Origin of the sequence: Pseudomonas sp. A-RE-19 (genome assembly GCF_019956555.1) — a bacterium.
Taxonomy (GTDB): Bacteria; Pseudomonadota; Gammaproteobacteria; order Pseudomonadales; family Pseudomonadaceae; genus Aquipseudomonas.
On sequence record NZ_JAHBDQ010000044.1, the window covers coordinates 38,626 to 61,377 of the forward strand.

23 protein-coding genes and 2 pseudogenes are annotated in these 22,752 nt (G+C 56.9%); 11 read left to right on the forward strand and 14 right to left on the reverse strand.

Annotated features, from left to right (window positions below; genetic code table 11):
• Positions 1 to 59 precede the first annotated feature (59 nt).
• A complete protein-coding gene (locus KGB14_RS21860) occupies positions 60 to 494 on the forward strand; it encodes an MAPEG family protein (protein ID WP_223488767.1) in 435 nt (144 codons plus the stop codon).
• A 123-nt stretch (positions 495 to 617) separates the two neighbouring features.
• Here KGB14_RS21860 and KGB14_RS21865 read toward each other — a convergent pair whose 3' ends face one another.
• Positions 618 to 911 (reverse strand): hypothetical protein, encoded by a 294-nt coding sequence (locus KGB14_RS21865; RefSeq protein ID WP_223488768.1) that lies wholly within the window; start codon positions 909 to 911, stop codon positions 618 to 620.
• Positions 912 to 1,179: 268 nt separating this feature from the next.
• Between KGB14_RS21865 and KGB14_RS21870 the strand changes: the two are divergent.
• Positions 1,180 to 1,659, forward strand: a pseudogene (locus KGB14_RS21870) (GNAT family N-acetyltransferase); the annotation flags it as partial.
• 543 nt (positions 1,660 to 2,202) lie between these two features.
• Here KGB14_RS21870 and KGB14_RS21875 read toward each other — a convergent pair.
• The 5 genes from KGB14_RS21875 to KGB14_RS21895 all read right to left on the reverse strand — a co-directional run bounded on the left by KGB14_RS21875 (position 2,203) and on the right by KGB14_RS21895 (position 6,331).
• Positions 2,203 to 2,853, reverse strand: a complete 651-nt coding sequence (locus KGB14_RS21875; protein WP_223488769.1) for a LysE family translocator — start codon at positions 2,851 to 2,853, stop codon at positions 2,203 to 2,205.
• A gap of 49 nt (positions 2,854 to 2,902) precedes the next feature.
• Positions 2,903 to 3,826: a hypothetical protein gene (locus KGB14_RS21880; RefSeq protein ID WP_223488770.1), complete on the reverse strand. Its 924-nt coding sequence runs from the start codon at positions 3,824 to 3,826 to the stop codon at positions 2,903 to 2,905.
• A gap of 677 nt (positions 3,827 to 4,503) precedes the next feature.
• A complete protein-coding gene (locus KGB14_RS21885; RefSeq protein ID WP_223488771.1) occupies positions 4,504 to 5,022 on the reverse strand; it encodes an isochorismatase family protein in 519 nt (172 codons plus the stop codon).
• Positions 5,023 to 5,343: 321 nt separating this feature from the next.
• Positions 5,344 to 5,616 (reverse strand): hypothetical protein, encoded by a 273-nt coding sequence (locus KGB14_RS21890; protein WP_223488772.1) that lies wholly within the window; start codon positions 5,614 to 5,616, stop codon positions 5,344 to 5,346.
• Between the two features lie 352 nt (positions 5,617 to 5,968).
• Positions 5,969 to 6,331: a winged helix-turn-helix transcriptional regulator gene (locus KGB14_RS21895; RefSeq protein WP_223488773.1), complete on the reverse strand. Its 363-nt coding sequence runs from the start codon at positions 6,329 to 6,331 to the stop codon at positions 5,969 to 5,971.
• A gap of 157 nt (positions 6,332 to 6,488) precedes the next feature.
• Between KGB14_RS21895 and KGB14_RS21900 the strand changes: the two genes are divergently transcribed.
• Positions 6,489 to 7,223 (forward strand): SDR family NAD(P)-dependent oxidoreductase, encoded by a 735-nt coding sequence (locus tag KGB14_RS21900; protein WP_223488774.1) that lies wholly within the window; start codon positions 6,489 to 6,491, stop codon positions 7,221 to 7,223.
• A gap of 335 nt (positions 7,224 to 7,558) precedes the next feature.
• Here KGB14_RS21900 and KGB14_RS21905 read toward each other — a convergent pair whose 3' ends face one another.
• A complete protein-coding gene (locus KGB14_RS21905) occupies positions 7,559 to 8,032 on the reverse strand; it encodes a hypothetical protein (protein ID WP_223488775.1) in 474 nt (157 codons plus the stop codon).
• 203 nt (positions 8,033 to 8,235) lie between these two features.
• Entirely contained in the window at positions 8,236 to 8,682 is a 447-nt protein-coding gene (locus KGB14_RS21910; protein ID WP_223488776.1) for a c-type cytochrome, read from the reverse strand.
• A gap of 363 nt (positions 8,683 to 9,045) precedes the next feature.
• Here KGB14_RS21910 and KGB14_RS21915 point away from each other — a divergent pair, with 363 nt between their 5' ends.
• Together KGB14_RS21915 and KGB14_RS21920 are read left to right on the forward strand one after the other, a co-directional pair.
• Positions 9,046 to 9,504 carry a hypothetical protein gene (locus KGB14_RS21915; protein ID WP_223488777.1) on the forward strand — a complete coding sequence of 153 codons (459 nt, stop codon included), beginning with the start codon at positions 9,046 to 9,048 and terminating at the stop codon, positions 9,502 to 9,504.
• Positions 9,491 to 10,384 carry a tyrosinase family protein gene (locus KGB14_RS21920; protein WP_223488778.1) on the forward strand — a complete coding sequence of 298 codons (894 nt, stop codon included), beginning with the start codon at positions 9,491 to 9,493 and terminating at the stop codon, positions 10,382 to 10,384. The genes KGB14_RS21915 and KGB14_RS21920 overlap by 14 nt, the downstream gene beginning before the upstream one ends.
• 6 nt (positions 10,385 to 10,390) lie before the next feature.
• On the opposite strand, the gene KGB14_RS21925 is transcribed toward KGB14_RS21920, so the two are convergent.
• Positions 10,391 to 11,284, reverse strand: a complete 894-nt coding sequence (locus KGB14_RS21925) for a LysR substrate-binding domain-containing protein (protein WP_223488779.1) — start codon at positions 11,282 to 11,284, stop codon at positions 10,391 to 10,393.
• Positions 11,285 to 11,393: 109 nt separating this feature from the next.
• Between KGB14_RS21925 and KGB14_RS21930 the strand changes: the two genes are divergently transcribed.
• Positions 11,394 to 11,768, forward strand: a complete 375-nt coding sequence (locus KGB14_RS21930) for a tautomerase family protein (protein ID WP_223488780.1) — start codon at positions 11,394 to 11,396, stop codon at positions 11,766 to 11,768.
• Between the two features lie 537 nt (positions 11,769 to 12,305).
• Here the strand turns inward: KGB14_RS21930 and KGB14_RS21935 are convergent.
• Positions 12,306 to 12,866, reverse strand: a complete 561-nt coding sequence (locus KGB14_RS21935; protein WP_223488781.1) for a YSC84-related protein — start codon at positions 12,864 to 12,866, stop codon at positions 12,306 to 12,308.
• Positions 12,867 to 13,128: 262 nt separating this feature from the next.
• Between KGB14_RS21935 and KGB14_RS21940 the strand changes: the two are divergent.
• A pseudogene (locus tag KGB14_RS21940) lies at positions 13,129 to 13,461 on the forward strand (metallophosphoesterase family protein); the annotation flags it as partial.
• A 65-nt stretch (positions 13,462 to 13,526) separates the two neighbouring features.
• On the forward strand, positions 13,527 to 14,063 hold the full coding sequence (locus KGB14_RS21945; RefSeq protein ID WP_223488782.1) for a dihydrofolate reductase family protein: 537 nt from the start codon (positions 13,527 to 13,529) through the stop codon (positions 14,061 to 14,063).
• Positions 14,064 to 14,165: 102 nt separating this feature from the next.
• Here the strand turns inward: KGB14_RS21945 and katG are convergent, their stop codons facing one another.
• Entirely contained in the window at positions 14,166 to 16,412 is a 2,247-nt protein-coding gene (gene katG / locus KGB14_RS21950; protein WP_223488783.1) for a catalase/peroxidase HPI, read from the reverse strand.
• Positions 16,413 to 16,950: 538 nt separating this feature from the next.
• On the opposite strand from katG, the gene KGB14_RS21955 reads away from it, so the two are divergent.
• A complete protein-coding gene (locus KGB14_RS21955) occupies positions 16,951 to 17,322 on the forward strand; it encodes a hypothetical protein (RefSeq protein ID WP_223488784.1) in 372 nt (123 codons plus the stop codon).
• 3 nt (positions 17,323 to 17,325) lie between these two features.
• Positions 17,326 to 17,508 carry a DUF1289 domain-containing protein gene (locus KGB14_RS21960; RefSeq protein WP_223488785.1) on the forward strand — a complete coding sequence of 61 codons (183 nt, stop codon included), beginning with the start codon at positions 17,326 to 17,328 and terminating at the stop codon, positions 17,506 to 17,508.
• 80 nt (positions 17,509 to 17,588) lie between these two features.
• Here the strand turns inward: KGB14_RS21960 and KGB14_RS21965 are convergent, their stop codons facing one another.
• Positions 17,589 to 18,482: a LysR family transcriptional regulator gene (locus KGB14_RS21965; RefSeq protein ID WP_223488786.1), complete on the reverse strand. Its 894-nt coding sequence runs from the start codon at positions 18,480 to 18,482 to the stop codon at positions 17,589 to 17,591.
• 128 nt (positions 18,483 to 18,610) lie between these two features.
• On the opposite strand from KGB14_RS21965, the gene KGB14_RS21970 reads away from it, so the two are divergent.
• A complete protein-coding gene (locus KGB14_RS21970) occupies positions 18,611 to 20,032 on the forward strand; it encodes an MFS transporter (protein ID WP_223488787.1) in 1,422 nt (473 codons plus the stop codon).
• A 365-nt stretch (positions 20,033 to 20,397) separates the two neighbouring features.
• On the opposite strand, the gene KGB14_RS21975 is transcribed toward KGB14_RS21970, so the two are convergent.
• Positions 20,398 to 21,861, reverse strand: a complete 1,464-nt coding sequence (locus KGB14_RS21975) for a GDL motif peptide-associated radical SAM/SPASM maturase (protein WP_223488788.1) — start codon at positions 21,859 to 21,861, stop codon at positions 20,398 to 20,400.
• A gap of 279 nt (positions 21,862 to 22,140) precedes the next feature.
• On the reverse strand, positions 22,141 to 22,722 hold the full coding sequence (locus tag KGB14_RS21980; protein ID WP_223488789.1) for a DUF1842 domain-containing protein: 582 nt from the start codon (positions 22,720 to 22,722) through the stop codon (positions 22,141 to 22,143).
• Positions 22,723 to 22,752 lie beyond the last annotated feature (30 nt).

Sequence of the window (22,752 nt, forward strand, 5' to 3'; positions counted from 1 at the left end):
GCGCGTCGGTCGAGCGACTGTGGATGACGTGCTGAAAATGATTGATTGAGGAGGGCGCCATGACGATACCGATGTGGATGCTGCTTGGATTTGCGGCCTGGACTTTACTGCTGCTGATGGCAACCGTCGGGGTGTATCGCTGGGTCGGAATCTTGTTCTCGAGTGTTCCGATTGCCTCTTTCCGAAGCGATCAGCTCGAAGGCGAGGATTGGTATCGGCGCGGGACAAGAGCGCACGCGAACTGTGTGGAAAATCTGCCTGTCTTTGGCGCCATCGTGTTGGTGATTTCAGCCCTTGGCGTCGACGGACCTGCAGTGAGCTACTTGTCCATAATCGTCCTGATCGCTCGCGTGTGCCAGTCTCTGGTTCACGTATCCCATGTCCAAACCGATACGTTCGTGGCGGTTCGGTTTACCTTCTTTTGCATGCAGTTGGTCTGTTTTCTCGCGCTCATCGTTATAGCCGCTTGTTACGGCGCAGGAGTACTCAAATAGAGGGTTGAATACAGGCCAGGTCCTGCAAATCAAAACCTTCGCACGGACGCGCCCTTGGCGAGTCCGTGGTGAGTCGATCCAGACAAGTCTTCGGCGCGATCGGCAGAAAACGACCCTGAGCCGTCACTCGTTGATCTGCACGATAACCGGACCTTCCGTTACGATCGGCGGGTTCGCGTGGATATTCGAAGCATTTTTCTGAATCCAGTCGCGTGCAACTTTCAGGCTAGCATCGGTGCCGGCCTTGTCCGTGCAAACAGTCACCGCAGTACCGCCATCACCCGTATTCAGCAGTGTGTAGCTTACGAGGCCAGGCACTGTCCGCAGGGTCGCTTCGACGTCGGCGTTGCGCTCTTCCAAAAGCTCGAAAAGCTGCTTTGCTCCAGCACCCAAGTAGGTTCTTATCACCGCATACATAGTCGTCTCCTTTGGGAGTGCCGTCTTGATGCCAATCCATATCCGTTGATGGTCGCTGTCACACAGGTTTCGGTTCGCCCCGATGTATTCAGCTTAGCCAAACGCCAGCGACAAGCGAAATGCAACGACCACCGGCTACTTTTGGCCGAAAGCGTTTTGTCGACAAGGGTTGCAATCGACTGAAGCAGCCATTGGAGTTTCCCCTCGGCCATGAGACAAAGGCCGAAGCCCTGCGAATCATCCGCACAATCAAGGAGAGTTGCACATCATGGACGAAGCCATTACTTACCGAACCGCAACGGTAGAAGACGCATTGAGCATGTGTGAGTTGGGACAATTGCTTAACGCGGTGCACCACGCTGCCCGTCCCGATATTTATGCGGCCGCCACCCAGGATTTTGCGCGCGACTTTCCTCACTGGTCAGGCCTTTTCGAGAAACCGGGCCATGTTGTATTCATCGCAAATGTCGGTCACCAGGCCGCGGCTTTCATTACCGCCAGTCTGTCAGCAAGCTCCGGGCCGCTGATGCAACCGCTGAATGTTGTTCGTATCGGCTCAGTGTGTGTAGCCGAGCAATTTTGGGGAAAAGGCATTGGCCGCAGGCTTATTCAACTCGTTAAAAACTGGGCAATCGAAAATGACGCGCAGGACTTGAGGTTGTCTGTCTGGCCGTTCAATGCGCGCGCTGCTCGCATGTACAACGAGTTCGGGTTTGAGACTCGTGCGTTCGAGATGGGAATGCGTCTGTTAAAGTGCGACTTCTGCACGATCATTCGTGACAGGCAGTTATCGGCCAGAAACCTTTATCGAGTGTTGATGAGATCTCAGCCAGTTGCTGCGACGAAAGCGTTGCCACTTTCTGTGCCCCTTGCTCCTCGATCAGCAGGGTCAACTCCATAATGGCCGCCTCCAGAGCCTGCTGGTTTTCGAACAGCCTTTACAGTACATCCGACAGTGAATAATCGCTTGGCATGGTGTCGATTCCTTTCGAGAAAGCCCAAGCATAGCAGCGACAGTACCCCCAATTGGAACCTGCAATAGGTTGATTGGAATATGGTCAACTGATGAAGCTGTCACCGGCTACTTTCGGACCCATAGCGGTCGTTTGGCGGTTTTTTTGGTGTGCCTATCCGCCTGAAAAATACAGAAAAACCTGGTACGCAGTGAATGCCGTAACCAGGTGATATAAAGCGTGTATTGTTCTGATCCGTTTCTCTCTGTTGCGAGATAAAAAAGTCACCTAAATGAGATCAGAGGTTTATATGTCGGAGCAGACAAAAACCGAGGATTTCACACGCTGTCGACCATTAAGCTAAAGTTGATGGAGAAAATAAGGGCTGCCGAGAAGCAGATAAACACAACACCCCCAATTCTATTGACGATCAAAAAGCCCCTGCCAAGAGAAACTTTTTGTCGTGCGGAGGTGGCGATATAGCCATAGGTGAAGTGAATCAAGAACACCAGCGTGCAAAACGTGGACGCCAACAATGTGAATTGAGGAACGAACGGTTGGTCTGCCTTTATGAATTGCGGAAAAAGAGCCATGAAGAAAACGATTGGCTTGGGGTTAAACATCGAAATGAAAAAACCCTGCCTGAATCGGGCTATCACACTGGGGGTGTATTCAGAGTGTGTTATTTCATTGAGGTTATTTTGAAGTTTCGGCTTGGATCGCAGGAGCTTTAATCCAAGGTAGATTAGGTAAGCCGCACCCATTAGTTTAACGACGTTCATCATCCAGGCAGAGCTGGAAATAATCGCTCCCACACTGCTTGCCGCAATGATAGAGATCCCCCCCATGCCGAGGGTCACTCCAAGGATTCCAGGCAAAGCATTCTTCAGTCCATAGGTGAGTGAGTTTGTTAATGTCAGTAACACCCCAGGACCCGGACTGGCGATCGTCAAGCATGATATTGTCACGTAAAAAAGATATTCTTCCACTGTTTATCTCCACGCAAAGCAAAAGAAGGGCATAAGCCCTTCTGGTTATTCAACTTGTTTCTGAAATTTTTAACGAACGGTACTCTTGACCTTCAAAGAACGGACTGTCAACAAGAAGATCGCCATGTTCCTTTGCGACTTCTAAGTGAAAGCGCGTCGGCCCCGAGTATTTGAAATGTTCGCGGGGAATTTCAAGGTCATGAGCGCGACGATAGTCATAGGTACTGGTGTCGCAGAAGAAGCGCATGACAAACGCTGCGCGCGAGCTTACGGGGCCTTCCTCCAGCATGATGCTTCGGTGAATGACATTCTTGTCGAAAATGAGCGCATCACCCACCTCGAATTCGTCCTCGACGGCAAAGTGATCCAGTAGCTTTTTAATCGCTGGGTCATTCAAAGGACCATCACGAAGGTGCACGAACTCATCGATGGTGGTCTCTTCACCTCGCTCAATACGTTCCGATAGGAGTTGGAAAATCGAAGGATCGACGTGTTCATACATGAACGCACCCGATACGGCGTCTTTTGGGACGTACGCCATACCGCCTCGTTGCCCTTTGGGGTCGATATTTACCAAAGGAGCCCAGATTGTGCAGCCATAATCTTCCGCTTGGTGATAGCCGAAACTTTGCGTGCCGATATGCCAAGGGAAGCCCTTGTTTTTCATCTTTTCAAGCTCGAAGGAAAGAGCTTGGGCAAAAAACATGGTTTTACCCGTCAACGTTTTCATGACGTGTTTGAAGTGGTCATCTTGAATAACGCTGGCAATCATCGGATCGCCATCATACATATCAAATGCCAAACGGCTAAAGCCGCTCTGATACTTATCAGTAGGCGTGGAGATACGGTCTCCAATGGTTGACGTCAAATAACCGGTTATATCTCTGTTGTAAAAGCCTTTGAGAAAAAGAAAGCCCTGCCTGCGAAACTTCATCACCTGATCTTCGGTTACTTGAAACTTTTCGTTGATCATTACAACTCCATGTTTTATTGACTGATGTGGTGCAGGACATTTTCGTGTGCTATTAAATCCGACTCGTTTTCCATACCCCAAGCGCAGCGCACTATAAAGTGCCCGTTGTGGGTGCGGGATATAAAAATCAGGTAGGAGATTTTGTTGCCCGAATTCTAGGGTGTCTGAATAGCGGCAATTAGCATATGAGATGTCATTCCTTTCACTAATACAGCTCCCTTAATGAGAAGATCCTCTTCTCATTAAGGGAGAGCCTAATATGCTAAAAACGTTTTGTAAAACATTTTCTGAGTACAAGATTCACCAGAGACTCGCAAACGTAATCTGCGTACTAGCTAAAACAAGTGTTCACCGCCCCGACGGTTCCCCACCACCCGATTTGGACATCGAGATCAAGCAAGCGTGAGCAACCCTGCGGTGAAAGCGATCCTCGCAAAATCAGGCTTCTGGTTCAGCGTCAAAAAAGGGGGATAAAGACTGTCGTGTGCGGGAAGTGATCGTAACGCCGAAGGGCATCGCCATGACCGATGCCGTGGACGTTGCGTAAGGGTGCTGCCAAAGCGAAGTGATTGGCCGCTCTTGGCCGATTGCAGTCTGTCGCGAAGGGCTCGATTTGACCCACAGCGGACAGATCGACCCAATCTCGGGCCGATCTCGGGCCGATCTCTCGATGCCGATTAGAAACACCAGTTCTCAGCGTGAACGACACGACAGAATGGGCCCGCCAGGGTCGCATTGTGATGAGCAACGATATTTTCGGCCTTCAAAGCAGGGGTGTCGGTGCATGTATGACCATCGGCGATCAGTACTGCATCGAACCCAAGATCTCGTGCGGCGCGGCAAGTGCTGTCGACACAATACTGGGTCTTCATTCCAGCAATAACCACGCCTTGAGATCCACAAGCTTTTAGCCGATCGGCCAAGTCAGTCATGGCGAAAGCGTTGGGTCGGCTTTTTTCGAAGATCATTTCGTCGCCTTGTAGCAGCAGTTCCTGCACCAATTGCGTCAACGGGCTTCCAGGTTCGATAGGCGAGCCAGGCGGACCTACGTGGCGAGCAAGAAAAATTGGCGCGCCTGCCCTGCGGGCATCGCTCAACAGGCTATTCAAAGTGTTTAGCAGCGCTTCGCCAGCCCATGGTTTATCCGGGCCATGAAACAATCCAACCTGCATATCGAGAATCAACAGTGCATACATAGTGCTTTTCCTTGCGTTTGGACCAGCGACACAAGGGCAAAAGAAAAGGCCCTATCCATCGCTGGCGGGCCTTTGAAGTTCGTGCGTTATTGGCTCACGACACCTCTCACGACCCGCCTCGGGCGGTCGTGGTAGTGGTGGTTGAGGCAGTGCGTGGCTGATTCATAGAGCTGACAGTATCTGCATGGGTACCTGGTTGGCAAGTGAGCGCTACGAGCTTGAAGACTGATTCAAGTATCGATCATTGAGGTCCGCTTTTGGCCGATTTTTGCCTGTCGCCAAGGGCCGTTTTCGACTGCGGATTCAACCGGTCGATGCAACTTAGCTAAATTGACGCTCATACAGAGTGACCTGCTGAGGAAACAACTCACCATAGAGAGGATATGGAATACCGAAAATGTTCACTTCGATGCAGGGCAGCGAGAGCTCTTTGGAGTAATCCAAGATGCCCAGGCCCGCACAGGGAATAACCAGACCCGCTTCGGTTTGAACAGAAAGATCCAGGCCGGTCTGATCGTGGTGGTTCGTGGAACACTCGTTCTGGATAGCTGCGTACCCATCGGCAGGCTCGAATTGGCCTGAAGCAACGCCCATGGGGGGATCTCCGTAATCGAGCGCCGAGTAGCCCACCAAAACCAACCCGCTATAAATTGAGAATCGCGTCATGAGACTGCCTATGGATTGCCATGCAAAGACTCAACCAGCGGTATATCACTCGGCTAATCCTTAAGCGAGGGCGAGCCTGTTGAGCTACCGAAATTGGCCGATTGCTGCCTGTCGCGAAGGGCTGAAATCCACAGCCAAAAGCGGACCTTCGGCTATCGTCTAAAACAACCATGGGCCAGAGCGCCCAAACCGCGTCCTGACAGTCTGATCGGAAGAGTTCGACCTGTCGCCCTCCCACGAATGCGCAGGGTCGTCCGACTCGGCAGTTCTCGGCATCCTGCTAGGGAAAAGTATCGCGTTTGGCGAAGATGCTTGCCATTTCAGCCGCGTTCTCGGTTCCCCAGGTGCACAGCGGGACGATCGCCTCGGCCAAGCTGCGACCGAGCGGGGTCAGCGCGTAGTCCACGCGCGGGGGCACCTCCTTGTAGTCGGTCCGCGCCAGCACGTGATCGGCTTCGAGATCCTTCAATTGCTGGATCAGCACCTTGTCGCTGACGCCCGGGATCAAACGCTTGAGCTCGCCATAGCGCTTCGGGCCGTCGCGCAGGAAAAACAAGACCAGCGGTTTCCACTTGCCCGAGATGATGCGTAGCGTGGCGTTGAGCCCGCAACCGGTACCGCAGATTTCAGAAGTCGTCGTCATTTTTTGATACTTACCAAAAGGTGCATACTTGTCCTTAGGTTATTAGAGCCGCATCCTCGTCCTCAAGCAAGCAAGCAAGCAAGCAAGCAAGCAAGCAAGCAAGCAAGCAAGCAAGCAATTTCCTGCTTGGGTACAACTCCAACGAAGGATGCACGACATGACCAGACTGAATGGAAAGACCGCCGTGATCACCGGCGGCGCTACCGGCATCGGCCGCGCCGCGGCAAAGCGCTTCATCGAGGAGGGCGCCTTCGTCTTCATCTTCGGCCGCCGGCAGGAAGCGCTCGACGCCGCTGTGGCCGACCTCGGACCCAATGCCCGCGCGGTGAAGGGCTCGGTCTCCGATCTGGCCGATCTCGACCGACTCTACGCGGCGGTGAAGGCCGAGCGCGGAACCCTCGACATCGTCTTCGCCAATGCCGGGGCGGGAAGCCAGCTTGCGCTCGGCAAGATCACCGCCGAGCACATTGACGAAATCTTCGACACCAACGTGAAGGGCTTGATCTTCACGGTCCAGAAGGCGCTACCTCTGATGGGCCAGGGTGGTTCGATCATCCTGACCGGATCGAGCGCCGGCACCACGGGCGCCCCGGCATTCAGCGTCTACAGCGCAAGCAAGGCGGCAGTGCGCAACCTCGCGCGGACCTGGGCGGAGGACCTGAAGGGTACCGGCATCCGGGTAAACGTGCTGTCGCCCGGGCCGACGGCGACCGAACTTGCGAAGGAAGCGCTGGGCGAGGAAGGCATGAAGGTTTTCGCCTCGATGAATCCGCTCCAGCGCCTGGCCGATCCGGTGGAGATCGGAGCGGTGGCCGCGTTTCTCGCGTCGCAGGACAGCAGCTTCATGACCGCCAGCGAGGTCGCCGTCGACGGCGGCCTGGCGCAAATCTGACTCGCCACGCCCGGGCGGTCACTCCATCGATATTTGGAACCCGCAGGGCGTGGTAAACCCAAGGAGAATATATAAATCTCGGTTTCTCGCCGATCAAACTGGGCGGGCTTTCGGAAGGTGGACTGCTTGTGCAGGCGCGCGGAAATAGCTGGGGTCAACTGATCTTCAAGGACTTGGTCAAGTTCGACTGATGAATCGTGAACGCAAATTTTGATGCGATCCTGCCTCGTGGACAAAGGGCAGCCACAGTCTGATTGAAGCGAGGGCGGGCGCTACGTCTATGCAATGAGGGAGCGACTCAGTGACGAACCGATAGCAAAGAACATTAACCGTACTTAAGTAGGCGCCGAATTAGTCCCCGCATTTGGAATAGCCGACTCCCGTGATCGAACCGCATACAATGCCGCGAAGATATCGCGGATGTATTTCGGGCGTTCAGGGGCGGGGATTACCGGAAAAAAATCCAGCATGTCGATAATTGATTCATAGGCAAAACGCATTTCACGGTGATAACGCCAGCGGGCACCGAATCCGAGGGCTCGTTCCATTGCGACGAACAACCCGGCGAGGGCAGAGCACAAGGGCGCCACCCAGGTAAAGTTTGTGGAAGGTAAGAGCGTTGCCAGCGTCGTCAACAGCAGCACCAGGATCGTGCCGCCATTAAACATGAGGGGATCGGCCAAAACATCATGTAGCTTGGCCGCGCCTATTAACCGCACCTTCAACTGTTGAATCATTTCCGGGGGCAAGTCCGTTGCACTGCTTACATCGGGGGCGACGGGGACTTCAAAATTGGCGTCATCTGCCATATGAAACTCTCCTTATAGGAAGAGATCCATTCGCCCAACGGCAAAATTCTAGGCATGAAGGACTCAACTAACGAGCGAGTATAGATCAAGGCGTGCCAAATGCGATTCTTGGAAAGCGTCCAGGCTTCGCGGTTGACCGTCAGCAAATGGTTGACGACCAGCACCTATTGCAGGATTTATACCTTTGCTCAGATGGGCCTCTCCTACTTCTGAGCTTGCAGATACTGCTGAATGGCGTCTATTTCCTCCTTGCTGGGTGGTTTTCCATGGTCGGTGCTGAAGCTCGACGAGCCCCAGTGGGGCATGGACATGTTCAGTGGTTCGCCTTCGTCATCGATACCTTGAAGCACCGCTCGCTCGAAAAATTCGGGCTCCCAGGCGCTGGCATCGCCTACAAGCTTCGGCGCTTTGAGCCCCATCATTCCCGGGCCGCCTTTGCCGGACATTCCGCCCTTTCCATTCATCATGCCTTGTCCACCAGAGCCGCTCGCGCCAGGCATCATAGCGCCCATGCCAACCGTTCCACCCATTCCACGTTCCCCGTGGCATTGGCTGCAGTTGTCGTGGTACAGGGCCGCCCCATCGAGTTGGGCTGCCAGGCAAAACGGTGAGGTGAAGAGCGCTACAAGTGCAAGATATGAACTTTTCATTGGTAGCTCCGGGTCGTGAGTTAGTCGCCATCCATGTGGACTGGAGAAACTTTTCGGCCCACGCCTGTTGCAAGGGAAGGGCGACGAGTCGGTTTCCGTCTTTCGAATCGAGGCATGGCGCAGAATCAGGACGCAACAGCCTTGCAGCCCTGGCTTCGGGCTGGGAGCGAAAGAGGTGAACGGAGGACTGCCCTCTCTTGCAAGCATCCACTTTGCACAATGTCGTTTTGATTCTAGCCGCGCAGGGTGAATCCACAATAAGTCCGCCCGGCGGATGGGTTCAGCGGCATGTCCACCCGCCACCAACTACACTTTCTCCAGCCAGTCTGGGCAATCGCCCGGGGGCACACTCCAGGAGGAATCATGACAAGGAAAAATGTCTCCAACCTTGAACCAGCAAGTAAACCCAACGTGCTGTTGAGCCCGCCTGACATCGGTGCTCTCGCAGAGATATCCATCACCGATCCTGACAAAACGCACCCAGCATGGATCAAGGAGCAGTTTCCTGAGTACGTGGACCTGCACGCAGGACATGAAGCCAGGTCTGTTCGCGAGATCAACCACAAAGGGCATGTTGTCAGAATCTTGACCACCTACCAGGTGGAGGTCGATGGAGTCCCGGTCCAGGCGCATCTGTTTGTGGACGATGCTGGTCAGGTCCATACGCACGCAACTCCTTTCGTTTCTTACGGATCGGCGCTCGATTTGATGACCGCCGTGATCGATGCCTACCCAGAATCCTTCGCCAGCGATGGAGGCGGGGGAGAGCACCCCGGCCAGCCCGACCACCATGCCCATGGAGCACATCATGATCAGGTCTAATGCGGTCAAGGATCTCCCAGCGCTTAAGAAATACGTCGAAGGGGTTAAGCGGCTCAAGGACCCCGCGCAGCATCCCTGGCCTGGGCAGGCCAACCTCTCGATTTATGACTCCTTCGTAGCCTGGCACCACCGGGCCATGATGATTTCAACGCCTATGGGGCAGATGGCCAGGAACGCTGCGCATGGCGGGCCATCATTCTTGCCGTGGCATCGCTACTTCCTCGTGCGGCTGGAAACCTTACTTCGCAAGGCGGTAAACGACCCGCACTTTCGAGTCCCGTACTGGGATTGGAACACTGACGCGGAACTTCACGACCCGAGGGCTTCACTCATCTGGTCGGATGAGTACCTGGGGCAGTTCGTGGATGGGACGTGGCCCGTACGAGTGACGGGTGACGGTCGCACCATGGAACTGAACCGGGTAAACCGCCCCTTGGTGCGTAATTTGGGAGGAGGTGGGTCACTTCCCAGTCGAGCCAATGTGCGCAAGGTCATCCATGAAAACACGGTGTATGACAAAGCACCCTACGACGCGGCTCAGACCACCGGTGGTGCGCGCAACTACATCGAGGGATGGACTGGCGACGAACGAATTCATAACAACGTTCATGTGTGGGTCGGTGGTGACATGGGGTTATCGTCCTCGCCGAACGACCCGGTGTTCTTTCTACATCATTGCAATATCGACCGGCTCTGGGCTGCATGGCAAGCGAAGCATCCCACCGCCGCTTACGTCCCTGACGGAACGGCTCCTGACACTTTCAAGTTCCATCGGATTGATGACCCGATGTACAGCCCTTTCCCGGAAAAGGTGACACCCCGAGATGTCCTGAATTACAGCCAGTACTACAAGTACGACACCTTGGGTGATTTGTTTTAGACAGCATCAAACGGAGGCGCCTCCAGGGATACTGAACGCCTGCTCTTCCAGACTGGTTTGTATCAACGCAGCCAATTGTCGGGTGGCAGGCGCCAGGTGTTCTGCTCCACGATAAAGCACATAGCCGAGGGTCGGCAGCGTGGGTAGACCGGCAATGACGACGAGGTGTCCTGGCAGTCCAATGCGGGTTCGCAACGTGAGGCCCAAACCGGCAGCAACGGCCGCCCAGATTCCACCAACGCTGGGGCTGGTCAGCGCGATTCGCCAGGGAATCCGCGCCTCATCCAGTGCCTGGATTGCCGCGCTGCGCAACACGCAAGGGGCGTCGAACATGATCAATGGCAGAGGGGAGTCTTCAGAGCCGTTGAGCGGTGGCGTGTCACGAGGCCCGATCCACTGCATCTGTGTTTCACCCAGGCGTGTGGCATAAGGGGACTTGTGCCCTGTGTCCCAAGTCAGGGCCAGGTCCAGGCCGCCGCTGTCGATCAATGCAAGCAATTCAGTATTACGCGCGATCCTGACTTCGAGGCTCACCCTCGGGTACATCTTGACGTAGCGTCGCAGAATGTCGCTGAGAAAGTGTTCGCCAAAGTCTTCCTGAAGCCCCAGGCGGACCGTTGCGGTGGTCTGGCTCTCGTGCAGGGTCTGGAAAATGCTGTCGTTCAGTTCAAGCAGTCGGCGGGCGTGGCTGAGCAGGGATTCACCCATAGGCGTCAGCACCAGCCCTCGACCGGATTTGGACAGCACTGGCGTGCCTATCTGTTCCTCGAGCTTCTTGAGTTGTGCGCTCACGGCAGACGTCGAGCGATTGAGCCGATCCGCCGCTTTGGCAAAGCTGTTGAACTCCACACCGGTCACGAAAGTACGCAGCACATCAAGATCGAAGGTCGGACGGCGCATCGAATCATCCACTGATTCAGGACTATGGTCGCTATTAAATCTGATATTCGGAATTATCGCGACTTGGTAGTTTTCCCCCTGTCAGCTGGTTTTTCAGGAGTAGACCGTTATGCCATTTGCACGTATTTCACTGCACCGGGGAAAGTCTTCCGAGTATTTACAGACCCTTTCACAGGGGCTGCACGACGCGTTAGTAGAAAGCTTTGAAGTGCCGATGGCCGACCGGTTCCAGGTCATTCACCAACATGAAGTCGGTGAACTGGTATTTGATCCCGGCTATCTGGGCGGTCCACGCAGCCATGACTTTGTGCTGATCGCGATTACTGCCGGCCGCCCTCGAGACATCGAGACGAAACAGCGTTTTTATCGAAGCCTGGTCGAAAAACTGAGTCTCGCACCAGGCATCGACTCCGAGGACATCATGGTGGTGATTACCACTACCGCAGCAGATGAATGGTCGTTTGGTGGCGGACGGGGCAACTAGTTTTCTGTCAGGTGGGCACCAGCGCTGAGGGCAGGCCTGCGGCAGCTCGGAGATGGCGTACCTCCGGGATGCATGCGACCGGCGTAGGAGCTGGCGAAGCCTGCGATCTTTTGATTTTCAGCGGTTTCGCAAATGCCAAAGATCAAAAGATCGCAGCCTGCGGCAGCTCCTACATGTTCGTGGTGTCTGCGACGTTCGGGGGAGGGCTGATACGGTTTTTCCTTTGCTATCTGCATCTGTAATGCATTCAACCGCCGGCTCACAATAACGGCACGGTCGGCAGTTGAGATAGCCGTTGCACCGCAAACTCATAACGTAGGAGGCCCCATGGGCAAGATGGCATTTTTCCTGGGTGGATTTCTGGTGTTGACCATTTTGATTGGTGCGCTTGCCACGATTTCTCCGGTGTAAGGAGAAGGTGAGTTACTCATTTTCCAGCGAGTTGCGCAGCAAAAAGCCCGTCCCATTTTTAGATGGGATGGGCTTTTACGTTTTGAAGATCAAAAGATGGCGCATCCGTACGCCAAACGACCGGTTTTAGCGCTTGATCCGGGAAATCTTGGTTCCTTCGATGCTGACCCCGGCCATTAATCCCTGCTGGTCGAAAATGAACGCATAGGCATCGTCCTTCAGCGTCGAGCTGGACAGATTCTTCGCCACCCCTGCATCAACCACAACAACAGTGGGGCCTACGCCGATTTCCCAACCCTTGGTTTCACGTAAATACTTCACGGCTTTATCGTTCATCAGGAAAACCACATAGCCATAAGACTGGGCGCCTGCCTGCAGCCCCCATGACCCGGTGACGGAGTTGTAATAATCCTCAACTTTCTTACCATTCAACAATTCGCCTTCGCCATAGCTGCCGCCAAACACAAGGCCCGCCTTGATGATTTTCGGGAAGACAAGAATTGCTTTGGCGCTGTGCGAAATGGTTACGGCAGATGGCGTGGACTTATAGAGCCTTTCCAACGCTTCCCGAGAGTCGACATTAAGATCCTCGGCGGTTGCCGCACCTGCAGTGTTCAGGAAGCTCGCCGATGCCAGTGAGGCTGTCGCAAGAACCATCGATAGGAAGAACCGCATTGACTGAGTCATGTTAGTACTCCGATACGGGAGCATTGGATGTGAGCAGCAGTCAGCACCTGCCCCCCGGCAGAATCCGAGCGTACTGAAATTATCCGGCGCACCCTAAAGTGTGTGAGCTACTGACTTCGCCTTTGAATAAAGCAGGCCAGAGGCCTCTGATCATTGGCGATGTCATCACCTGCTTTGACCTCTGTGTATCAGCCGGGTTCGTCGTCAGCGACTGTAAAGGTTGAAAGTAGGTACATTTAGTTCTATGAAATGTCGGCATCGGGCATCGATAGCTGCGCTGCACGTCGTACGCGGGAATAACGACCTGGATGCCCTTTGGGCCAAATATCTCCCCGACCACCTGTGTTTCGACCTCAACGGATGGCAGACCTTGCTGGTCCATGACAGGGGCGATGTGCCGACGGTGCTGGAGGCGGGCACAAGGCTGGTGATCACCGGCCATTCCCATAAGCCAGGCATGGAGTGGCGCGGCGACCAGCTATTCCTCAAGCCCGGCAGCGCGGGCCCAAGGCGCTTCAAACTGCCGGTGACCCTGGCGTTGCTGGAGGTAGATACGCATTCGATTGAGCCGCGTCTGGTTTCGCTGTTGGAATGATTGTTTCCTGAATGATCCTGGTGAGGGTGAGGTCATCCACACGCCGTATAAATAAGGGGAACCTGATGGCCACTGCACATGTTTTCATCGCCACCAGTCTGGATGGCTTCATCGCCCGATCCGATGGTGACATCGACTGGCTTTTGCAGCGCGATGATCAGAGCGAAGATCATGGCTACTCAGCCTTCATCGCCGACAAGGATGTGATCGTGATGGGGCGGGGAAGCTATGAGAAGGTGCTGACCTTCGGCACATGGTTCTACGACCGGCCCGTAGTGGTGCTGTCTGAACAGTTGGCCGATTCGCCGGTGCCCGAGGCGCTGAAGGGCAAGCTGCGTTTTTCCAACCTCGCCCCCAAGGAAGTGATGGAGGAATTGGCGAGGCAAGGCGTGCATCGGGTCTATGTCGATGGCGGGCAGTTGGTGCAATCATTCCTGCGCGATGGGTTAGTCGCCGATATGGTGATTACCACCGTTCCCGTGTTGATCGGGTCGGGAAGGCCATTGTTCGGGGGCCTTCAGCAGGATGTTGACTTGAAACTGGTATCCAGCCGCTGCTTTCCTTCGGGGTTGGTGCAGTCCACCTATCGACTGGCCCCATGACCCCTCCATGATCTCTCCCGTCCAGTCTCTTCCTGCAATCAGTAAAAAGCACAACGCCTCCACACAGGGAGGCGTTGCCGGTTTTCAGCAGTACCGCTCGTGTTACTTAAGATCGAAGCGATCCAGATTCATCACCTTGACCCAAGCCGCAACGAAGTCTTTCACAAACTTCTCCTTCGAATCGTTGCAGGCATAGACCTCAGCCAATGCCCTCAATTGCGCATTCGAGCCAAAGACCAGATCGACACGCGTCCCCGTCCATTTAAGGTCGCCGGTTTTGCGATCTCGCCCCTCAAACTCTTCATTGGCATCCGACACGGGTTTCCATTCCACGCTCATATCCAGCAGGTTTTTGAAGAAGTCGTTGGTCAGCGCCTCCGGCTGCTTCGTGAACACGCCGTGCTGGGTTTTTCCGACGTTGGTATTGAGCACGCGCAGTCCGCCAATGAGCACGGTCATTTCTGGCGCGGTGAGTGTCAGCAGTTGCGCCTTGTCGAGCAGCAAGGCCTCGGCCGGTACGCTGTAGCGGGTTTTGAGGTAGTTACGGAAGCCATCGGCGGCGGGCTCGAGGAACCCGAAGGATTCGACATCCGTTTGTCCTTGCGAGGCGTCCATCCGGCCCGGTGTGAAAGGCACCGTCACGGTCTGGCCGGCATTTTTCGCAGCCTGTTCGACGCCGGCACAACCGGCCAGCACGATCAGGTCTGCCAGCGAGATTTTCTTGCCGCCAGCTTGCGCGCTGTTGAACTCGTTCTGGATGCTCTCGAGTTTCGCCAGTACGCTCGCCAGTTGCTCAGGCTGGTTGGCCTGCCAGAACTTCTGTGGGGCCAGACGCAGACGCCCACCGTTGGCGCCGCCGCGTTTGTCGGAGCCGCGGAAGGTGGAGGCCGCCGCCCAGGCAGTCGACACCAGTTGTGAGACGGACAGGCCGCAGGACTGGAGTTTGCCTTTGAGTGCGGTGATGTCGCTGTCGTTGACCAGGGCATGGTCGACCTCCGGAATGGGGTCTTGCCACAGGAGTTCTTCGTTGGGCATTTCCGGGCCGAGGTAGCGGGAGAGGGGGCCCATGTCGCGGTGGAGCAGCTTGAACCAGGCGCGGGCGAATGCGTCGGCCAGTTGGTCCGGGTTCGCCAGGAAACGCCGTGAAATCGGCTCATAGATCGGGTCGAATCGCAGCGACAGGTCCGTGGTCAGCATGGTCGGATTACGCCGCTTCGACGGGTCGTGAGCATCCGGAATGATCCCCGCGCCAGCACCGCCTTTCGCCGTCCATTGGTTGGCACCCGCCGGGCTCTTGGTCAGTTCCCATTCGAAGCCGAACAGGTTTTCCAGGTAGTTGTTGCTCCATTTGGTGGGCGTGGTGGTCCACGTTACTTCCAGGCCGCTGGTGATGGTGTCGCCGCCCTTGCCGGTGCCGAACGTGCTTTTCCAGCCCAGGCCTTGTGCTTCCAGGCCTGCAGCTTCGGGCTCGGCGCCAACGTTGTCGGCAGGCCCCGCGCCGTGGGTCTTGCCGAAGGCGTGGCCGCCGGCGATCAATGCCACGGTTTCTTCGTCATTCATGGCCATGCGCCCGAAGGTTTCGCGGATGTCCACCGCAGCAGCGACCGGGTCCGGGTTGCCTTCCGGGCCTTCCGGGTTGACGTAGATCAGGCCCATTTGCACCGCGGCGAGCGGGTTTTCCAGGTTGCGTTCTTTGTCGGGTGCTTGCATGGGGGCTTTTTTGTCTTTTTCGTAGCGGGTGTCGCCGCCCAGCCACTTATTTTCGGACCCCCAGTAGACGGCCTCATCCGGTTCCCAGACGTCAGGCCGACCACCGGAAAAGCCGAAGGTCTTGAAGCCCATGGATTCCAGCGCAACGTTGCCGGTGAGCACGATCAGGTCGGCCCAGGAGATGTTGCGACCATACTTTTGCTTGATCGGCCAGAGCAGCCGGCGCGCCTTGTCGAGGCTGACGTTGTCCGGCCAACTGTTGAGCGGTGCGAAACGCTGCTGACCGGAGCCGGCACCGCCACGACCGTCACCAACGCGGTACGTGCCGGCGGCGTGCCAGGACATGCGAATAAACAGCGGCCCATAGTGACCGAAGTCTGCCGGCCACCAGTCTTGCGAGTCGGTCATCAGTGCATGCAGGTCTTGCTTGAGTGCCTGAAAGTCCAGGTTTTTGAACGCTTCGGCGTATTTGTAACCCTCGTCCGTGGGGTCGGACAGCCGCGAATTCTGGTGCAGGATCTTCAGGTTCAACTGGTTCGGCCACCAATCGCGGTTCGTCGTGCCACCGCCTGCGGCGGCGTGATTGAACGGGCATTTCGATTCATTTGCCATGTGTGCGCTACCTTTGGTCGTATTCATCCGGCTATCCGGCCCGGGGTGGGCGCGCAATAGCGACGAGCGAAATCAATGACATAGGCTGCAGGGCCAGCAGTTCGATCAATGGATCGTCGTGGTCACGCGGGAAGTCTGGAGAGCAGCAATCGAGTTGCCAGCACGGTGGCCCACGGCAAGCCTAGTACGCTTCTGACTCATTCGTATCTCTTATCAGGTATCAACCGGCCGGCTTACGCCAACGCTGCATTAAGGTTAGACGCCTATAAAGCAGTCAGCTAATAGGTGGAGTATTGGGGGGTGATAGGGACAATCTTTTAGCTGAGTCTTGGGTAGGGCGACTGGCTTCTTCGCGGGCAAGCCACGCTCCCACAAGTTTTGTGTCGTTTACATGATTGTGTTCCAACACAAAACCTGTGGGAGCGTGGCTTGCCCGCGATAATGGCCGCACAGACGCAGCCGCTCTCGGATCAGCCCGAAATTCAGGTCCGCGCCACCGTTTTTCACTGAACGGTATCGTATGATGAGCCCCCTCCGTCGACAGCCACCCAAGGACCCTTCCCCGATGTCTTTAAGCAAACGCGATCGGGCACACATCGAACGTCGCCTGGTCGCCACCCTGACCGAGGCGTGTGAAACCGCCAAAGCGGAAATAGTCGGGTTCTGTTGGCTGACCCACGAAGTCGATTACGCGGTCTTTCCTTCCAGCCTGCGGGTGATCTGGGTCTTTGATACGCAGGCCAACAAGGATCAGGCGCTGGCGAGCGGGCAGGGCGAGCGCATGGTCGAACTGACGGGTGTGGCGTTAAGTGAAGCGGACGTTCTCGTCAGCCCGGTAGCGGCCCATGCGCAGTTTGATTCTGAAGAACAATGTCAGCGCGCCAATGCCGGCAACTGGCAGCAACGCCTGGCGCCCAAGCGCTCGACACGGGGTTGAAACGTGGCCAAGGATATCGAAAATCCGTGTATTGCCGTTTGCCAGCTCAGTGGTGAGCTGTGTGTCAGTTGTGGCCGCACCAAGGACGACATCAGAAAATGGAAGCGCATGAAGCGTCCGGAAAAAATGGCGGCGGCGCAACGGGCGAGTTTGCGGTTGAAGGGGCTTCAGAAAAGGAAGGTTTGAGGGTAATGCCCATCAGTTCGAAGGCTGCGCCAAAAGATCGCAGCCTGCGGCATGCGAAGCTGAGCACCGTCCTGGAAACCCTAGGGCAGCACACATACCGCCCGAACACATTCACGCAACCACCGATGCGCGGAGTCGGCATCCATCCGTGGGTGCCAGAGCATTGAAATGGTGATCGGCGGCAGATCGAACGGAAGGGCAAAACTGTGCAGGCCAGCGCGCAGGTTTCGGGTATGTTGCGCGGGCACGGTGGCGATCAAATCGGTGGTGCGAGCCAGCGCCAGCGCGGACGAGAATCCGCCGACGACGGTGATGATCTGGCGCTCCAGCCCCAGCACTTTCAAGGCTTCATCCATCGGCCCCTTATCGAGCCCACGCCGTGAGACCAGGATGTGCCCGCCAGCGGCGTAACGGGAGGCGCTAACCTCGCCCAGGCTCAGCGAATGCCCCATGCGCACGACGCCGATGAAGCGATCTTCGAATAACGCACGGGTGCGCACTTCCGGGCTTGTCGTGCCGCCAACCACGCCGGTTTCCAGGTCCACGGAACCGTCACGAAGCGCAGCGCTGTCCTTGCTCGGCTTCTGCACAAAGTGCAAGCGCACGCCGGGTGCCTCCTCACTGACGCGGGCGATCAGCGCCGGTCCGAAGTTTTCGACAAAGCCGTCGCTGGTGCGCAGCGTGAACGTTCGCACCAGTTGCTTGAGGTCGAGCTGTTCGGCGGGGCGTAAAACGGCTTCGGCGCCTTGCACCAATTGGCTGACCTGTTCGCGCAGTTCCAGTGCCCGGGGCGTCGGCACCAGCCCGCGCCCGGCCCGGACCAGCAGCGGGTCGCCCGTCGTTTCACGCAATCGCGCCAGCGCCCGGCTCATGGCCGAAGGGCTCAGGCGCAGTCGTTGGGCGGCGCGTGCGACGCTGCCTTCGGCGAGCAGCACATCCAGGGTAATCAGCAAATTCAAGTCGGGAGTCGTCATGCCTCAACGTTAGCACGGCGTGGGACTGACATGGCGTCAAACGCATCTATCAAGTGCAAGTCGTGCGTCTTCCGCCTTGTCACGCCCAGGCATACGCTGCTGATCTACCTTTCAGACGTGGCCAAACCATGAAACTCATCACCCCATCAGGCTCGGTTCGCTGGGCGCTCGCCAGCCTGTCGCTGTCAATGTTGATGCCCTCACTCGACACCAGCATCGCCAATGCGGGATTGCCGACGTTGGCCCAGGCGTTAGATGCGTCCTTTCAGCAGGTGCAGTGGATCGTTCTGGCGTATCTGTTGGCGATCACCACGCTGATTGTCAGCGTCGGACGGCTCGGTGACCTCGTCGGTCGTCGACGCTTGCTGCTGGCGGGCATCGGCATTTTTACCCTGTCATCGCTGGCGTGTGGTGTCGCGCCATCGCTTTGGTGGCTGGTCGGCGCCCGGGCGGTGCAGGGGCTCGGGGCGGCAATCATGTTGGCGCTGACCGTGGCGTTTGTCGGCGAGACGGTGCCGAAGGTGCAGACTGGCAGCGCCATGGGATTGCTTGGCACGATGTCGGCGATTGGCACCACGCTGGGGCCGTCGCTCGGTGGAATGTTGATTGCAGGCGCAGGCTGGCAGGCCATTTTTCTGCTCAACGTGCCACTGGGCATTCTGAATATGTGGCTCGCGTATCGCTATTTGCCGGCGGATCCACAGCGGGCGAAAGCGGGGCGGGTGGGTTTCGACAAGGCGGGCACGTTGTTGCTGGCCCTGACGCTTGCGGCGTATGCGCTCGCCATGACGACCGGGCAAGGTCATTTTGGTCTGCTCAATATCGCGCTGCTGCTGGCGGCTGTTTTCGGCGCCGGGATTTTCATGGTCGTTGAGGTCAGGGTTGCATCGCCATTGATTAAATTGGCGCTGTTCCGGGAGCCTGGATTGAGCGCAAGCCTGGCCATGAGCACGCTCGTTTCGACCGTGATGATGGCGACGCTGGTGGTCGGGCCGTTTTATCTTTCGGGTGCGCTTGGCCTTGGTACGGCGCTTGTTGGCCTTGCCTTGTCCGTCGGCCCGTTGGTGGCTGCGCTGACCGGCGTGCCGGCCGGCCGCCTGGTGGACCGTTTTGGCACGCGGCGCATGACCCTCATCGGGCTCGCAACGATGGCGCTCGGCGCGGGTGCTTTATCGATGATGCCGGCGGGTTTCGGCCTCCTCGGTTACCTTGCGCCCATCGCGGTGATCACGGCCAGCTACGCGTTGTTCCAGGCGGCCAACAACACCGCGATCATGACCGACATCCGCCCCGACCAGCGCGGCGTGATTGCCGGCCTGCTCAGCCTGTCGCGCAATCTTGGCTTGATTACCGGGGCTTCGGTCATGGGCGCTGTGTTTGCCTTTGGGTCCGCGACAGCAGACATCACCACGGCATCTCCCGCAGCCATCGCCGACGGTATGCGGATAACGTTTGCCGCCGCCGCGCTGTTGATCGTCATGGCCCTCGCCGTCGCCTTGACGCTGCGAGATTCACACTGCTGCACCGTGTGCAGTAATGAACTGCAGTGAGGCTATATTGTTCGCTTGAAATCGAGTGCTGATACTCCCTGCACATCGCGCAGATGGGCTGCGTTGAAGTGAAGGAGGGTTCGTTTGTGTTTCACACACCGGCGCCCCTGAGGTGATGACCCTCGAGCAGGTTTGGCGGCGCGTGAGCCGGTGTCATCGGCAGTGTGTCCCATGCCAGTCAATTAAGCGTTGTCTGCCCCAAAAGATCGCAGCCTTCGGCAGCTCCTACAGTATTTGCGTACACCTGTAGGAGCTGCCGAAGGCTGCGATCCTGGCGATCTGATACGCACCGAATGTCTCTGTTTTCGATTCGCCAGTACACCAAATGCCATTCCCCCGAGTGGCTTTTTTTTGCGTGACGAAGGTCACATCAAGGTATTTTGCGGCATCCCCAACAGGCCGGTCAGGGTGTTGATAATCGCTTGTTGCCGGGCACGGTCTGTCTGGTGCACGGCTTCAGCGGCGGCGACATCGGCGGCACAGTGAGGACAGATCACTTCGTGTGGATGGATGTATTGCAAGCAGCCACGACACAGCGCCAGTTGCGGTGGAATACGTCCTTCATCCGGCGATTTCTGACCCTGGTTCGCCCAGGCCAGTTTGATCACCTGGCCGCTGTCGCTGACGCTGCTGACCTTCTCGCCGGTGTCGATGCGTTCGGTAATCAGGTCAAAACGTCCGACGGCGAAGGACGTCTTTGCCGCGTCTTCGAGTTTGACGATGCGCTCGCGCAGCCCGCGTTTTTGCAGGTCCAGTGCGCGGTAATGGCAGTAGGGATTGTTGCCGGGTTTGCCGAGCAGAGAGTGCGACGTCCAGGTGCAGCCACCACGGCAGACGTCGTTGTAGTAGCAGCTTCGGCAGTAGCCCCACAGGTCTTCGACGCCGCGCAGGCGGCCAAAGTGCATGCCTTCGCTGTAGTGCCAGATATCGTGCAGGCTCATGTTGCGTACATTGCCGCCTGAAAACCCCACCGTTGCCAATGACGGGCAACCCTTGACGGTGCCGTCGGCTTCCAGTGCCAATACGGTCTGGCCGGCGGCGCAGCCGCTCCAGTGCACGCGCTCGTCACCGAAACCACGCCACATGTGTTCATAAGGGCCGTAGTAGCCAATGTTGTTGCCTACGTTCATCAGCAGGCCGCGATCGACACCTTCGCGGTAGAGCCGTGCCAGCAATGGCATCACTTCCAGCAGTTGATAGGGCTGCAGCAACAGCTCCGGGTGGTCGACGGCGTTGCCCATGGCGACCGTCAGCTGGATCTGCCAGTGCGTGGCGCCGAGGCCGATGATCAGGTCCATCAGTTCGGGCAGATCGGGCAACGTGGCCGCGCCGATTTGGGTGTTGACGCTCACTGCAAGCCCGGACTGTTTGGCCCGTCGCAGGGTATCCACCGCCTTGTCGAACGAGCCCGGAACATTGCGCACCGCGTCATGCAGCGGGGCCAGCCCATCCAGCGAAACACCGACGCCATTGAGCCCGGCATCCACCGCTGCCTGCATTTTTGCGGGTGTCAGGTTACGTCCGCCGGTTTGTATGGCGCAGTACATGCCGTGATCGTGGATGGCCTGGATCAGTTGCGTCCAGTCCTTGCGCAAATAGGCTTCACCACCAATGAGGGTGATTTCGCGGGTGCCGAGGGCGGCCAGGGAATCGATGACGTCCAGGCATTCCCGGGTGTTCAATTCATCGGGGCGTCGATGGCCGGCACGTGAGCCGCAGTGCAGGCATTTGAGATCGCAGGCCAGGGTGATTTCCCAGACCACATGCACGGGCACATAGCGTTTGAGGTCGGTTTCACTGAGGTAGCGGGCAGGGCGACTGTCTGACATGGAAAATCCTTGCGCACAACGCGTGCGCGGCACGAATCCATCGAAGTGTTCGCGCCTTTCCTGTGTCTGTGGCGCGACCGGATTTACCTTTTGATTCTGGTCAATGGGCGCGGAGCCTATGGGAGCGGGCTTGCCCCAATGCCAGTCAGTTAAGGTGCGCAACGTGTGGGAGCGAGCCTGCTCGCGATAGCGGTGGATCAGCCAACATTGATGTTGAATGTAAGGCCGTCATCGCGAGCAGGCTCGCTCCCACATGGGGTTGCGCTTAACTGACTGGGGTTAGCGGGCCTCCAGGCGGGCGATTTCAGCGTTCAGCTGATCCAGCGCATTGCGCAGGGCGCCGCTGTGGGCCAGTTGCTGTTCACCCTGGCTCACCACGGCCTTCAGTTGCGCCAGGTCACCGCTGGCTTGCGCTTGCTGTACCGCGACGGCATAGAGCGGCACCGCATGGTGCGGATGCTCTGGGCGCACAATAACGGGGGCCTGGCTGACAGCGGCGTGTCTTACCGTAGTCCAGTGGTCCTGATCGAAGTATTTGTAGTCGACAAAACCGCTGGCCCAATCGGCGCCTAAAATGCCCCTTAGATCAAAAGTCTGGGCGATCTGGCTGTAAGGGCCACTTGGGCTGCCATCCAGGGAGAGGAGGATATGGCTTTCCGCCTCGGGGATCAGTTTGGCTTCGGAGTAACTACCCCACACACGGGCACGGAAGTTGAGTGGAGGGTAGGTACTTTGATAAATGCTGGCCTCACCGCTGACTTTTTTGTTTACGGTATCCACCAGCAGGTCCAGGGTTAAAACCGGTGCACCCAATAGATGATTGCTGACATTCAGGCGGGTATGAAAAAGTCCGATTGACATGGTGCTACTCCCTTATTTTGTATTCAGGAC

Coding starts and splice junctions, on each gene's coding strand:
- KGB14_RS21860 (WP_223488767.1), top strand. CDS start 60: ATGACGATACCGATGTGGATGCTGCTTGGATTTGCGGCCTGGACTTTA.
- KGB14_RS21865 (WP_223488768.1), bottom strand. CDS start 911: ATGTATGCGGTGATAAGAACCTACTTGGGTGCTGGAGCAAAGCAGCTT.
- KGB14_RS21880 (WP_223488770.1), bottom strand. CDS start 3,826: ATGATCAACGAAAAGTTTCAAGTAACCGAAGATCAGGTGATGAAGTTT.
- KGB14_RS21885 (WP_223488771.1), bottom strand. CDS start 5,022: ATGTATGCACTGTTGATTCTCGATATGCAGGTTGGATTGTTTCATGGC.
- KGB14_RS21890 (WP_223488772.1), bottom strand. CDS start 5,616: ATGGGCGTTGCTTCAGGCCAATTCGAGCCTGCCGATGGGTACGCAGCT.
- KGB14_RS21895 (WP_223488773.1), bottom strand. CDS start 6,331: ATGACGACGACTTCTGAAATCTGCGGTACCGGTTGCGGGCTCAACGCC.
- KGB14_RS21900 (WP_223488774.1), top strand. CDS start 6,489: ATGACCAGACTGAATGGAAAGACCGCCGTGATCACCGGCGGCGCTACC.
- KGB14_RS21905 (WP_223488775.1), bottom strand. CDS start 8,032: ATGGCAGATGACGCCAATTTTGAAGTCCCCGTCGCCCCCGATGTAAGC.
- KGB14_RS21910 (WP_223488776.1), bottom strand. CDS start 8,682: ATGAAAAGTTCATATCTTGCACTTGTAGCGCTCTTCACCTCACCGTTT.
- KGB14_RS21915 (WP_223488777.1), top strand. CDS start 9,046: ATGACAAGGAAAAATGTCTCCAACCTTGAACCAGCAAGTAAACCCAAC.
- KGB14_RS21920 (WP_223488778.1), top strand. CDS start 9,491: ATGATCAGGTCTAATGCGGTCAAGGATCTCCCAGCGCTTAAGAAATAC.
- KGB14_RS21925 (WP_223488779.1), bottom strand. CDS start 11,284: ATGCGCCGTCCGACCTTCGATCTTGATGTGCTGCGTACTTTCGTGACC.
- KGB14_RS21930 (WP_223488780.1), top strand. CDS start 11,394: ATGCCATTTGCACGTATTTCACTGCACCGGGGAAAGTCTTCCGAGTAT.
- KGB14_RS21935 (WP_223488781.1), bottom strand. CDS start 12,866: ATGACTCAGTCAATGCGGTTCTTCCTATCGATGGTTCTTGCGACAGCC.
- KGB14_RS21945 (WP_223488782.1), top strand. CDS start 13,527: ATGGCCACTGCACATGTTTTCATCGCCACCAGTCTGGATGGCTTCATC.
- katG (WP_223488783.1), bottom strand. CDS start 16,412: ATGAATACGACCAAAGGTAGCGCACACATGGCAAATGAATCGAAATGC.
- KGB14_RS21955 (WP_223488784.1), top strand. CDS start 16,951: ATGTCTTTAAGCAAACGCGATCGGGCACACATCGAACGTCGCCTGGTC.
- KGB14_RS21965 (WP_223488786.1), bottom strand. CDS start 18,482: ATGACGACTCCCGACTTGAATTTGCTGATTACCCTGGATGTGCTGCTC.
- KGB14_RS21970 (WP_223488787.1), top strand. CDS start 18,611: ATGAAACTCATCACCCCATCAGGCTCGGTTCGCTGGGCGCTCGCCAGC.
- KGB14_RS21975 (WP_223488788.1), bottom strand. CDS start 21,861: ATGTCAGACAGTCGCCCTGCCCGCTACCTCAGTGAAACCGACCTCAAA.
- KGB14_RS21980 (WP_223488789.1), bottom strand. CDS start 22,722: ATGTCAATCGGACTTTTTCATACCCGCCTGAATGTCAGCAATCATCTA.